9 protein-coding genes are annotated in these 12414 nt (G+C 70.9%); 3 read left to right on the top strand and 6 right to left on the bottom strand.

Annotated elements, in window-relative coordinates; all coding sequences use genetic code 11:
- Positions 1 to 70 precede the first annotated feature (70 nt).
- From ACFWZH_RS39020 to ACFWZH_RS39000, 5 genes are all read right to left on the bottom strand, one after another.
- Positions 71 to 952, bottom strand: a complete 882-nt coding sequence (locus ACFWZH_RS39020; RefSeq protein WP_384443132.1) for a carbohydrate ABC transporter permease — start codon at positions 950 to 952, stop codon at positions 71 to 73.
- 34 nt (positions 953 to 986) lie between these two features.
- The gene (locus ACFWZH_RS39015; protein ID WP_384443129.1) at positions 987 to 2390 is read right to left on the bottom strand and encodes an ABC transporter permease subunit; all 1404 of its coding nucleotides are present in this window, start codon (positions 2388 to 2390) and stop codon (positions 987 to 989) included.
- A 17-nt stretch (positions 2391 to 2407) separates the two neighbouring features.
- The gene (locus ACFWZH_RS39010) at positions 2408 to 3742 is read right to left on the bottom strand and encodes an ABC transporter substrate-binding protein (protein ID WP_384443126.1); all 1335 of its coding nucleotides are present in this window, start codon (positions 3740 to 3742) and stop codon (positions 2408 to 2410) included.
- Between the two features lie 79 nt (positions 3743 to 3821).
- Positions 3822 to 5594 (bottom strand): glycoside hydrolase family 13 protein, encoded by a 1773-nt coding sequence (locus tag ACFWZH_RS39005; protein ID WP_384443123.1) that lies wholly within the window; start codon positions 5592 to 5594, stop codon positions 3822 to 3824.
- Positions 5595 to 5820: 226 nt separating this feature from the next.
- On the bottom strand, positions 5821 to 7092 hold the full coding sequence (locus ACFWZH_RS39000) for an ABC transporter substrate-binding protein (protein WP_384443135.1): 1272 nt from the start codon (positions 7090 to 7092) through the stop codon (positions 5821 to 5823).
- 173 nt (positions 7093 to 7265) lie between these two features.
- On the opposite strand from ACFWZH_RS39000, the gene ACFWZH_RS38995 reads away from it, so the two are divergent.
- The 3 genes from ACFWZH_RS38995 to ACFWZH_RS38985 are packed head-to-tail and all read left to right on the top strand — an operon-like array spanning position 7266 to position 10864.
- Positions 7266 to 7772, top strand: a complete 507-nt coding sequence (locus ACFWZH_RS38995; RefSeq protein WP_384443120.1) for a PadR family transcriptional regulator — start codon at positions 7266 to 7268, stop codon at positions 7770 to 7772.
- Complete coding sequence (locus tag ACFWZH_RS38990) at positions 7769 to 8530, top strand: ABC transporter ATP-binding protein (protein WP_384443117.1); 762 nt, start codon at positions 7769 to 7771, stop codon at positions 8528 to 8530. Before ACFWZH_RS38995 ends, ACFWZH_RS38990 begins: the two co-directional genes overlap by 4 nt.
- A gap of 3 nt (positions 8531 to 8533) precedes the next feature.
- Positions 8534 to 10864 (top strand): FtsX-like permease family protein, encoded by a 2331-nt coding sequence (locus tag ACFWZH_RS38985; protein WP_384443114.1) that lies wholly within the window; start codon positions 8534 to 8536, stop codon positions 10862 to 10864.
- 314 nt (positions 10865 to 11178) lie between these two features.
- Here ACFWZH_RS38985 and ACFWZH_RS38980 read toward each other — a convergent pair whose 3' ends face one another.
- A complete protein-coding gene (locus tag ACFWZH_RS38980) occupies positions 11179 to 12255 on the bottom strand; it encodes a WD40 repeat domain-containing protein (RefSeq protein WP_384443111.1) in 1077 nt (358 codons plus the stop codon).
- Positions 12256 to 12414 lie beyond the last annotated feature (159 nt).

Raw genomic sequence — 12414 nt, 5'->3', positions numbered from 1 at the left:
GCCATGGGCGTGGCGGCGCCGCAACCCCCGGCCCCGCCTCGCCCATCCCCCCGTACGTCCCGGGGGCGGGCTACTTGACCGAACCCGCCATGATCCCCTGGACGAAGTGCCGTTGGAACACGAAGAACACGATCAGCGGAACGATCAGGGACAGGAACGCGCCGGGCGCCAGCACCCCGATGTTGCTGCCGAACTGCCGCATCTGCGACTGCAGGGCCACCGTCAGCGGCTGCGAGGAGTTGTCGGCGAAGAGGAGCGCGACCAGCATGTCGTTCCAGACCCACAGGAACTGGAAGATGGCCAGGCTGGCGATGGCGGGGCGGCCCAGCGGCAGCACCAGCTGGGAGAAGATCCGCCACTCCCCGCCGCCGTCCATGCGGGCGGCCTCCAGCATCTCCTTGGGGATCTCCGCGAAGTAGTTGCGCAACAGGAAGATGGCGAACGGCAGACCGTAGGCGGTGTGGAAGAGGATCACGCCCGGGATGGAGCCGAACAGGCCGAGCGCGCCGAACAGCTTGGCCACCGGCAGCAGTCCGATCTGGACCGGCACCACGAGCATGGCGACCACCACCAGGAAGATCCAGTCCCGGCCGGGGAACTCCATCCAGGCGAAGGCGTATCCGGCCAGCGCGGCGAACGCCACCACGGCGAGGGTGGTGGGCACCGAGATCAACACGGTGTTCCAGAAGGCCTGGACGATGCCCGAGTCCTTCAGCAGCACCGCGTAGTTGTCGAACGACAGCTGGCCGGGCGCGGTCAGCGCGGTCCACCACCCGCTGCTCGCGTTCGACTCCTCCGTACGGAGCGAGGAGAGGAAGAGGCCCGCGGCCGGAGTGAGCCAGACCAGCCCGACGACGGCCAGGAGGAGCTGGATCGCGCCGCGGCTGAGCCACTTCGCCGGCCGCGCGGCCGCCCGCTTGCGGGACGCGGCGGTTCCCTGGACGGTGGTCATCGAAATCTCCTTGCGTGGAAACCCGGCGAGGATGTCAAGACTGGCTCCTGCGGAAGCGTCGGATGTTGAGGGCCATGGCCGGCACCACCAGGAGCAGCAGCAGGACGCCGAGGGCGCTGCCCAGGCCCTGGTTGTTGCCGCCGCCGAAGGAGACCAGCCACATCTGCAGGGCCAGGACGTTGGCGTCCTGCTGCACGGGGCCGGGGGCGATGATGTAGACGAGGTCGAAGACCTTCATCACATTGATCACCATCGTCACGAACACCACGCCCAGGACGGGGCCGAGCAGCGGCACGGTGATCCGGCGGAACACCTGCCACTCGTTCGCGCCGTCCATCCGCGCGGCCTCCAGGACGTCCCGGGGCATCGAGGAGAGGCCCGCGCCGATCAGCACGAGCGCGAAACCGGTCCAGATCCACATGTAGGCACCGATGATGGCGGGGGTGATGAGGGCCGGGCCGAGCCAGGAGACGCCCTCGTAGGGCGGGGCGAAGTCCTTCGCGGGGAGCTGGACGGTGTAGGAACCCGGCGACAGGCCCTTCAGCCGGTAGGAGCCGTCCGGCCCGGTGGTGGCCGTGGCCGCCACCTTGCCGTGGGAGTCGACCGCCTCGACCGAGAGCCGCGGCAGTCCCCGCTCGCCGCGGTCCACGGTGCCGGGGGTGCCGCCACCGCCGGGGGTGAAGTCGAGGTAGACCACACCGCGCAGTTCGCCGTCGCCGGCCGGGGCGTTGGCCGCCGGTGCGGCCGGTCGTGCCTGCGGCGGCATGTCCTTGGGCGCGACGCCGACCAGCCCGAGGTTGACGGTGTGTCCGGGGGAGGTGCGGTCGGCCGTGCGGTAGGAGCCGTCACGGGCGTGGGTCAACTGCTTGTCCCCGATGCGCGTCTTGGCGGTGGGGAAGGAGGCGGACTCGCCCTGGACGCTGTCGTGGATGCCGACGGTGACCGCGTTGAGGACGCCGCGCTGCGGATCCTGTTCGTAGGCCAGGCGGAAGATGATGCCGGCGGCGAGGAAGGAGATCGCCATGGGCATGAACATCAGCAGCTTGAACGCGGTCTTCCAGCGGATCTTCTCGGTCAGGACGGCGAGGACCAGGCCGAGTCCGGTCAGCAGCGCGGGGGCGAACACCACCCAGATCGCGCTGTTGCGGATGGCCCGGAGCGTGGCCGGGTCCTGGAACATCTGGGTGTAGTTGCCGGCGCCGACGAACGTGTCGCCCGAGGCGTCGTACAGGCTGCGGATCACCGAGAAGACGATGGGGTACGCGACGAGCGCGCCCAGCAGCAACAGCGCGGGAAACAGGAACACCGCGGCGATCCGGCGGCGGCGCCGGACGGCGCGCCGGACGGGGGCACTGGGCCGGCGGGGGGTGCCGCGCGGCGGGAGGGACGGGGTGCCGCGCGTCGTCGCGCGCGGCACCTCCGGAGTGGTGACAGGCATGGAGGGGGCCCTGGTCCTTACTTTCCGTACGCCTTGGCCGCGGCGGCCTCGAGCTTGCCCGCCGTCGCCTCGGGGTCGGCGGGGTCGCGCAGGAAGTCCTGCAGCAGCTTCCACTCGCCGGCTCCCTGGGTGCCGCCGAAGGCCGCGGGCGCCTGGTCGGACATGTCGAACCGCACCGAGTTCCCGGCGCCGGTCAGCGACTTGGCCGCATCGCGGGTGACCTCGTCGTGGTAGGCGCCCGCGGGCACCTTCTTGTTGGGGGAGATGTAGCCGCCGGCCTTGGCCCAGACGCTCGCCGCTTCGGGGGAGGCCAGGTACTTCACCAGCTCCATCCCGGCCTTCTTGTTCTTCCCGGTCTTGAGCACCACCGCGGCGTCACCACCGCTGACCACCGGCGCCTTACCGCCGTCGACGGAGGGGAAGGGGAAGAACTTGGCGTCCTTGCCGACCTCCTTGTGCAGCTCGTCGGTGACCAGGGCGCTGACGAAGTCTCCCTCGTAGACCATGGCCGCCTGCTGTTCCGGGCCGAAGACCTGCTGGACGGACTCGGGGAAGTCGGTGCGCAGCGCGCCCGATCCGCCGCCGGCCACCAGGCTCTTGTCCCCGAACAGCTTGCCCAGAGTGGTCAGCGCCTTGACCACGGTGGGGTGCGTCCAGGGGATCTTGTGGGCGGCGAGCTTGTCGTAGTTCTCCTGCCCGGCCTGGGAGAGGTAGATGTTCTCGAACCAGTCGGTGAGCGGCCAGCCGGCCTCGCCCGCCACGGAGAAGGCCGGGACACCCGAGTCGGAGAGGGTGCGGCCCGAGGCCAGCAACTCCTTGTAGGTCTTGGCGGGTTCGACACCGGCCTGCTGGAAGGCCTCCGGGCTGTACCAGACGGTCGACTTGTGGGAGGCCTTGAAGTACAGGCCGTAGTAGGTCTTGTCGACCGTGCCGTAGTCCTTCCACACCTTTGCGAAGTTGCTCTTGGCGGCGGCGGCGATCTCCGGGGAGAGCGGAGCCAGCCAGCCCTTCCTGGCGAACTGCTGGAGCACACCGACCTGGGGGACCATCACCACGTCGGGCGCGTTGCCGCCCTCGATCTGGCTGCCGACGACGGTGGAGACGTTGTCGCCGGTGGAGGAGAAGACGACCTTGGCGCCGGTCTTCTCGGAGAACGCGTCCAGGACCTTCTTGAAGTTCCGCTGTTCCACGCCGGTCCAGACCCCGGCGACGGTCACCGTCTGCCCGTTGAGTTCCTGCTTGCCGCCTCCGGCGGATACGTCGCCGCCGCATGCGGTGGCGGTCAGCGCCAGGCCGAGCACGGCCGCGCCGGAAACGGCGACTCGGGTGTGTCGTACTGCGGAGCGTCTCATCGTGGGATTCCCTTCGGGAGGACTTGCGAGGAGGGGCGGGGCACTGGCGGGGCCAGCGGGGCGGGGCTTGGAGGGGGTGTTATCGGGGGTCGGGGGTGTGCATCCACCAGGCGGCGGTGGAGCCGGGCAGGGTTCCCGCCGGGCAGTCGCCGCTGGCCAGAAGGGGGACACCCGGTACGGGCGCCGGCACCGGCTCGGTGCCGAAGTTGACCGCGCAGACCAGGCCGTCGCCGCGGACGAACGCCAGGACCAGCGGGGACGACGGCAGCCAGCGCAGGGTGCCCTCGCCCAGCTGCGGCAGGCTGCGGCGCAGCTGGAGCGCTTCGCGGTACAGGTGCCAGAACGACCGGGTGTCGGACAGCGCCCGGTCCGTGGTGTGTTCGGCGAACCACGCGGGCTGCGGCAGCCAGGGCGCAGGCGCGTCCGCGGTGGCGGTGAAGCCGAACGGGGAGGCGTGTCCGGACCAGGGCAGCGGCACCCGGCAGCCGTCGCGGATGTGCTGCCGGCTGCCCGTACGGTGGAAGATCGGGTCGGTGAGGACCTCGTCCGGCAGGTCGACGACCTCCGGCAGCCCGAGCTCCTCGCCCTGGTAGATGTACGCCGCGCCGGGCAGCGCCAGCATCAGCAGGGCGGCGGCACGGGCCCGCGCCGGTCCGCACCCGTCCGCGGACTCCGTCCCGGTGGTGGCACCGGTCCCGCCGCCGGACCCGGCCGCGTAGCGGGTGACGGTGCGGACCTGGTCGTGGTTGTTGAGCACCCAGGTGACGGTGGAGCCGGTGGCGGCGATGTCGGTCAGCGCCTCGGAGATCACCGTGCGGAAGACGTCGATGTCCCAGCGCGCGGTCAGCAGATGGAAGAAGAACGCCTGGTGCAGCTCGTCCGGCCGGACGTAGGCGGCCTGCTCGCTCGGTGTCCGTACGGAGACCTCGCCGACCAGCAGTCGGTCGCGGCCGTCGCGGGCGGTGTACTCCTCGCACAGCGCGCGCCACTCGCGCCACACCTGGTGCACCTCGGGCTGGTTCCAGGCGAGCGGGTTGACCGAGTCACGGGTCCGCTCGTCGGCCGACGGGTCGGGGGAGTCGGGCAGCTCGGGGTGCTTGAACAGGCCCGCGGCCACGTCGATCCGGAAGCCGTCCACGCCGCGGTCCAGCCAGAAGCGCAGCACCTTCTCGAAGTCGGCGCCCACGGCGGGGTTGCGCCAGTTCAGGTCGGGCTGCTCGGGCGTGAACATGTGCAGGTACCACTGGCCGGCGGTCCCGTCCGCCTCGGTGACGCGGGACCAGGCGGGGCCGCCGAACATCGCCCGCCAGTTGTTGGGGGGCAGCTCCCCGTTCTCACCGCGCCCGTCGGCGAAGTGGAACAGCTCGCGTGCGGGGCTGCCCGGCCGGTCCTCCAGGGCGGCGCGGAACCACGGGTGCTCGCTGGAGCAGTGGTTGGGGACGATGTCCAGGAGCACCTTCAGGCCGAGCCGGTGGGCGTCGGCCACCAGGAGGTCGAAGGCGGCGAGGTCGCCGTAGACGGGGTCCACCTGGCGGTAGTCGGCGACGTCGTAGCCGTGGTCGTGCTGCGGGGAGGGGTAGAAGGGGCTGAGCCAGATGCCGTCCACCCCCAGCTTCTTGAGGTACGGCAGCCCCGTGCGGACGCCGTCGAGATCACCGATGCCGTCGCCGGTGCTGTCGAGGAAGCTGCGGACGTAGACCTGGTAGATCACCGCGTCGCGCCACCAGCGCTGAGCCGTGTTCCGGGACGCGTCCTCGACGGCCGGAGAGAGCGCGGGGGCACCCGGGCCGGGGAGGGGGAGAGAGGGCGCGGAGTCGGCCGGCCGGCCGTTGTCCGCCGTGGCTGTGAGCATCTGCCGTGATCCCGTTCTTGCAGGGGCGTGCTGTGCGACCTGCTGGTCGCCGTTATGCATGCATGTTAAGTAGGGATGTCATTTGGGTGTCAACGGAACGGACGAATATGCCCGTAAAGTGTCCTAGTTTGCGGTGACTTATGCAGCACCAAGAGGGACGGCAGTGCGAGGCTGTACCTAACAAGTAACTAGAGATGGGTCGCCCTCGCGACCAAAGGAGAGGGGGTCAGCCGCGGCTGACGATCGCCCTCAGCTCGGACTCCAGACGCGCGACGGTGGCGTCCGTGCTCCGCCGGTGGACCAGCGCGTCATGCATCACCGCTTGCACCGCGAGGCTCACCTGGTCGTACTGCGGGCTCTTCAGGCGCGGCCTGGCCGCGAGGATGCTCCGCTTGAGCGTGGGCAGGTACGGAAACCGCCGTACCAGCTGGGGATCGGTGTACAGCCCGGCCCAGACCGGTGGTAGCGCACCCTCGGTGAGCACCCGGCGCTGGACCGCCTCCGACGTCAGATACGAGATCAGCTCGGTGGCCGTCTTCTGGTGCCGCGACTGCGTGTTGACGGCCAGATTGGAACCGCCCAGCGCACTGGACCCCGGCCCGTCGGGACCCGGCAGCGGCACCGCGCCGAACTTCCCCGCCACCTTCGAGGACGGGCCGCCGGCGAGCGCGTACGCGTACGGCCAGTTCCGCAGGAACAGCAGCCGGCCGTCCTGGAACGCCTCGCGGGACTCCTCCTCCTTGTACGACAGCGCACGCCGGGGGATCCACCCCTCGCGCACCCCGTCGAGCAGGAAGGACAGACCCCGGCGGGCCGCGGGGGAGTCCACCGTCACCCGCTCGCCCTCCCCGGCGAGCACCGTGCCGCCCGCCGACTGGACGGCCTCGACGACATTGGCCGTCAGCCCTTCGTACGGCAGGAACTGTCCCGCGTAGCCGTCCAGCCCGTACTTGGGCGCGACCGTCTTCGCCAGGTGGGACAACTCCGCCCAGGTGCGCGGCGGGTGTGCGCCCGCCTTCTCCAGGACGTCCTTGCGGTAGTAGAGCAACGCCGCGTTGGTCACGTACGGGACCGCGTAGAGCCGGCCCCGGAAGGTGGCGGTGTCCACCACCGGCGGCAGGAAACGATCAAGGGGGAACTGTCCGCCGTCCACCGGCTTGATCCAGCCCGCGGCCGCGAACTCCGACGTCCACGCCACGTCGATGTTCAGCACATCGAAGCGGGCGCTGCGCGAGCGCAGCTCGGTGACCATCTGCGCCCGGACCTCGTCGGCCGCGTCCGGCAGCTCGACCAGCGTCACCTTCTCGCGCGGATGCCGCTCGTTCCAGCCGTCGAGGACACCCCGCAGATAACCCGTGAGGTCGCCGCCCGTCACCAGCGTGACCGGGCCCCGGCCGTCCGAGCCGCCGGCCGGCTCCCCGGCCTGCGCGCCCGCACTGCCCGCGAACAGCAGTGAACAGATCAGCAGAGCCCTCCCCGCGGCACGCTTCCACCGCATGGGCTCCTCCTTGAACCAGGCGTCGACGGGACACAGGACCGACAGCCCGCCCCATGTATACCTGTTAGCCATGCGGGATACTAGATGTCGCAGGAAGATACGACGGCGATCCGGCTCACAGTCGGACAGGCCCAGATAACCGGCATGTACGGCGGGGAGGAGAGGGAGAGAGCGTGCGGCTGCCACTCCTGGCACTGCTGGTCAGCGGACCCGCACATGGCTATGAACTCAAACAGGCCCTTGAGAACCTCCTCGGCGCCGCCTACCCTCAGCCAAATGTCGGCCAGATCTACGTCACCTTGGGCAGGCTGGAGAAGGCGCGCCTGATCGAGGGCGAGGACGTCGAGCAGTCGGACCGTCCGAACAAGCGCATCTACCGGATCACCGAGGCGGGACGGGAGACGGTGGACGCGTGGTTCGAGGAGACCACCGCGGAACCACGGGTACGGGACGAGTTCTTCATGAAGCTCGCCCTCGCCCGGCACACCGGGACCGCGAACCAGATCGCCCTGATCAACAAGCAGCGCCGCCAGTACCTCAACACCATGCGCGACCTGTCGAAACTCGCGGCGGTCGAGGACCGCGGCAACCGCGTCGCACAACTGCTGATCGAGGGCGCGATGCTGCACCTGCAGGCGGACCTCGACTGGCTGGAGCGCTGTCAAGAGGAGTGGGAATGAACCGGGACGAGCCATCCGGCCCGATAGTGCGGGCAGCCGGCCTGGTCAAGACCCACCGGCCGGAAGGCGGCGCCCCCGTCCACGCGGTGCGCGGCGTCGACCTCCGTATCGAACGGGGCGAATTCGTCGCCGTCACCGGCCCCTCGGGAGCCGGCAAGTCCACTCTGCTGCACCTTCTCGGCGGCCTCGACCGCCCCGACAGCGGCTCCCTCTGGCTCGGCGGCCGCCAGGTCGACGCCTACAGCGAGGCACGCTGGGCGGTGCTGCGCCGCAAGCACATCGGCATCGTCTTCCAGTTCTTCAACCTCGTCTCCAACCTCACCGTCACCGACAACGTCGAGCTCCCCGCGCTGCTGGCCGGCAAATCCCCCCGGCAGGCCCGCACGGCCCGTGCCGAGCTGCTCGACGAGCTGGGCCTGACCGGTAAGGAGAACTGCACACCCGGTGAGCTCTCCGGCGGCGAGCAGCAGCGCGTCGCCCTGGCCCGCGCCCTGGTCAACACGCCCAGCCTGCTGCTCGCCGACGAACCCGCCGGCAGCCTCGACAGCAAGGGCACCCGTGAGGTGCTGCGGCTGCTCGCCCGCTTCCACCAGCGCGGCCAGACCATCCTGCTGGTCACCCATGACGCCAGGATCGCCAGCGCCGCGGACCGGGTGATCAGCTTCCACGACGGCCAGGTCGTCGACGACGCGCAGCTGGGCGAGCCCCACGACCGCCCCGCCGCCGGCGTGGCCGACGTCCTGAAGCTCAAGGGCTGACCTGTGCGAGCAGCGGCACGCTGGACCCAGGCGCACCTCAGAGCACACCGCCCGGCGGCCGTGCTGATCGTGCTGGCCACCGCCGGGATCACCATCTCCCTCCTGCTGGCCACCGCCCTCTTCGCCTACGCCACCGACCCCTGGCAGCGCGTCTTCACCCAGTCCGCCGGCGCCCACGTCTGGATCCACACCCAGGCCGACGCCCCCGCCGGATCGCTCGCGCGGCTGGACGAGGTGCGCGCCACCGCCGGCCCCTTCCGCACCGTCCGCACCAGCGCCGCCCTCCAGCCCGGCGGCACCAAGGCGACCCTGGAGCTGCGCGGCACGGCCGAGCGCCCCACCACCGCGGCCCCGCAGACCGTCGCCGGCCGCTGGCTCGACGAGGGCGCCGACGCCGGCGCCACCCAGGGCATCGTGCTCGACAGCTCGGTGGCCCGCGCGATGTGGGCCGAACCGGGCGACTCCCTCGTCCTGAGCGGCTTCAAGGCGCCCCTGCGGGTGGTCGGCATCGCCGACACCGCCGAGGCCCCCTTCCACGCGGGCGAGACCCCGGGCGTGGCCTGGGTGCTGCCCAGGACCCTCACCGCCTCCGACGCGGCCCCCGACCAGCGCGGCCGCACCGTCGGCCTCCAGCTCACCCACCCCGAGGACACCGACTACGTCGTCCAGCGGGCGGTCACCCAGCTCGGCGCCGACCAGATCACCGACGTCTCCACCTGGCGCCAGGCCAAGGCCGAGGCCGCCGGGGACAACAACCTCCTGGCCCGGCTCCTCGGCCTCTTCGGCCTCGGCGCCCTGCTCGCCGCCGCCCTCGCCGTGGGCGGCGCGATCACCAACCGCGTCCACGGACACCTGCGCGACATCTCCGTCCTCAAGGCCATCGGCTTCACCCCCGGCCAGGTCGTCCGCATGTTCCTCGCGCTCCACCTCGGTCTCGCACTGCTGGGCACCGCCCTCGGAGCGCTGCTCGCCCAGACGCTCGGCGCCCTCGTCCCCGGCCGGATCGGGGAGGCGATGACGCTGTGGGAGCAGCTCCCCGAGCACGCCTGGCTGCCGCTCGTGATCGTCGGCGGGGTGATGGTCTTCATCGGCTCGGCGACCTGCCTGGCCGCGTGGCGGGCCGGACGGGTGCCGCCGGTGCCCGTCGCCCGCGCCGCCGCGGTCACCGCCGGACGGCCGTCCGCCACGACCCGGCGGGCGCTCGGCCTCGGCATCCCGCCCGCCCTGGTCCTCGGCTGGCGCGGCGCCTTCCACCGCCCGCTGCGCTCGACGGCCGCCGTGGCGCGCCTGGCCGTGCCCCTGCTGCTGATCACCATCGCCCTGGGCACCTGGACCACACTGGACCGCTTCACCACCCACCCGGAGAGCGTCGGCCTGCCCGCGGCCCTCACCGCCCGCTCCGACACCCTCGACGACCGCCAGGTGCAGCGGCTGCTCGCCACCGAGCCGAACGTCACCGCCTACCCCGGCAGCGAGGTCCAGGCCCTCGTCCCCGGCCAGACCGGGACGATCACGCTGCGCGGGCTGGGCACCGATGCCCACCCCTACCCCTACGCCCTCGCGGAGGGGCGCGCCCCGCACGGCCCCGACGAGGCGGTCGCCGGGCAGGGCCTGCTGGACCTCCTCGACGCACACGTCGGCGACTGGGTCCGGATGACCGTCGCCGGCCGCCCGCACGTCCTGCACCTCGTCGGCCGCGGCATCGAGACCGCCGACGGCGGCCGTACCGTCTCCACCACCCTCGACACCCTGCGCGACGAGCCCCCGGCGTCCGCCGGAGCCGCCTCGCCCCGTCCGGACTTCTACCACCTCGTCCTGCCGCACGACGCCGACCCCGGCGCCGTACGCCACGCCCTGACCGAGGCCTCCGCCGGCCGTCTCGAAGTGCGCCAGACGCCCAACCCCGCCGACCAGCTCACCTCGGTCCGTGCCGTGACCGCCGGCCTGATCGCCGTGGTGACCCTGATCGGGCTCGTGGAACTGGCGACGACGGTCGGCGCCGCCGTACGCGACCGCAGCCGCGACCTCCTCGCCCTGCGGGCCGTCGGCCTGACTCCACGTCAGATCATCGCGGTCATCGTCTCGGCCGCCGGCTTCGTCGCCCTGGCCGCCGCAGTGGCCGGCACGGCGCTCGGCGTCCTCGCCGCGCAATGGCTGATCAACCTCCAGGGCCACACCAGCGGCTGGGGAACCGGCATCGCCCAGCGCCCCGCCCTGAGCCTTCTGCTGCTGGTCGTCGCCCTGGCCGTGGCGGTCGCGGGGGCGGCCGCGACCCTGCCGGCCGCCCGTGCGGCACGACGACGCCCGGCGGACTCGGCTTCGGACGTGCTGTAGGGCTCGTCCGGGCGAGCGGGAGCCGGCGCGGTGCGGGCCCCTCACAAGCTGTGTCACATCCTCTTTCTGCAGGTCACGGCGTTGTGGGGTGCTGCGACCGGCACGCAGACGAGCAGAACAACGCCGCCGCCCTCGCCGCCGGCAGCAGCGGACCACCGCACCCACGACACAACCGCGGACCGGCATCGTCGTCCGTGACCACAACGAGCCGCAGCCGGGGAACACCGTCCCTGCCCATGCCGCCACGATACGAAGCGGAAGTTGCCGCCAGGGAGCCCGACGGCCACAGAAAAGGGGGAACGGGAGCGTCGAGGCTAGCGGGTGGCGAGAGTCAGATCCCACACGCGGATATCGTCAGAGCTCTGGGTGACGGCGACCGGGGTTCCTGCGATCTTGGTGACCATCTGGAGATGGTGGCCGGTGAACGGGGCGCCGATCTGCCGGCCACTGGCCAGGTCCCACACGCGGGTGGTGCCGTCATTGCTGCCGGTCACGGCGATCGTGCGGCCTGCGACATGCGCGGTGCCCAATGTCGCGATGGTGTCGGTGTGGCCGGTCATAGGCGATCCGATCGGCTCCTGTGTGGTGAGGTCCCATCTGTTCACCGCTTCGTCGTCACCGCCGGCCACCACCACCGTCCGGCCGTTCACTTCCGTGATCGCGATAGCCCGCGCAAGGTTCTTGATACCGGCCAGGCTCTTGCCGATCTGTTCGCCGCAGAAGAGGTCCCAGGCCTGAAGGAAGTCGTCGTGGCCGCCGATGACGGCGACCGGTCGGCCGTCGACGAGGCCCGCTCCCATCCCTCCGTTGTAGCTGCCCTCGATTTCCGCGACCCGTTCACCTTCCCGAGTCAGATTCCAGGCCAGCAGCTTGCCGTTCTCGCAGCTGCTGACGGCGATCAGCCCCTGGTCGGACGCCACGGTAGTGAGCGAGCAGACGCCCAGGCCGTGACCGGTCAGCGTCTTCCCGATCTTGCGCCCGGTGCGCAGATCCCAGACACGCACCGCCCCTCCGATCAGGTCCCAGTGCTCGGGAATCGACAGGTCGAACCGGCCGCCGCCGGTGACGACGACGGGACGCCCGTCCAGATGCGCCACCGTCAAGGCGGAGACGATATCGTCCGCTTCGAATTTCGGCCTCTCGTCCTCGTCGGGGTCGTCCTCGTCCCATACGCCGTTCTCGTAGTACCAGTCGTCTTCCGGGCCAGCCGCGTCGAGCTCCAGATCACGCTTGGCACATGCGCCACCAACGAGGTCGCAGGTCCACAAGGTCCCGTCATCGTCAACGCTGACCGTAACGAGAGCACCGTCCAGCTGAATCACAGGTGTGGTCTCGTGCGCGCCAGCATGGGAGTGGCCAGAGAAGCGACGCATCATTCGGTCGTCAGTCATGCCAGAGACCCTAACCACCAGCACCGACAGTCCAGTTGCCCGCAGTCACACACCTCGGACAGTCGAACAGGCCTCACGACCAGAGTTCGAAAACAGCTTCTCACCTTGAGATTCAACGTCGCGAGTTGGCACGCGATACACACGTCGGGTCTTGAGACA

It is taken from the genome of Streptomyces sp. NPDC059008 (assembly GCF_042749045.1).
GTDB lineage: Bacteria > Actinomycetota > Actinomycetes > Streptomycetales > Streptomycetaceae > Streptomyces.
This window is presented reverse-complemented; position numbering and strand designations above follow the sequence as displayed.

What these genes read in the sequence shown, in the direction of transcription:
- ACFWZH_RS39020 (WP_384443132.1), bottom strand. Translation starts at nt 952, where the DNA reads ATGACCACCGTCCAGGGAACCGCCGCGTCCCGCAAGCGGGCGGCCGCG.
- ACFWZH_RS39015 (WP_384443129.1), bottom strand. Translation starts at nt 2,390, where the DNA reads ATGCCTGTCACCACTCCGGAGGTGCCGCGCGCGACGACGCGCGGCACC.
- ACFWZH_RS39010 (WP_384443126.1), bottom strand. Translation starts at nt 3,742, where the DNA reads ATGAGACGCTCCGCAGTACGACACACCCGAGTCGCCGTTTCCGGCGCG.
- ACFWZH_RS39005 (WP_384443123.1), bottom strand. Translation starts at nt 5,594, where the DNA reads ATGCTCACAGCCACGGCGGACAACGGCCGGCCGGCCGACTCCGCGCCC.
- ACFWZH_RS39000 (WP_384443135.1), bottom strand. Translation starts at nt 7,092, where the DNA reads ATGCGGTGGAAGCGTGCCGCGGGGAGGGCTCTGCTGATCTGTTCACTG.
- ACFWZH_RS38990 (WP_384443117.1), top strand. Translation starts at nt 7,769, where the DNA reads ATGAACCGGGACGAGCCATCCGGCCCGATAGTGCGGGCAGCCGGCCTG.
- ACFWZH_RS38980 (WP_384443111.1), bottom strand. Translation starts at nt 12,255, where the DNA reads ATGACTGACGACCGAATGATGCGTCGCTTCTCTGGCCACTCCCATGCT.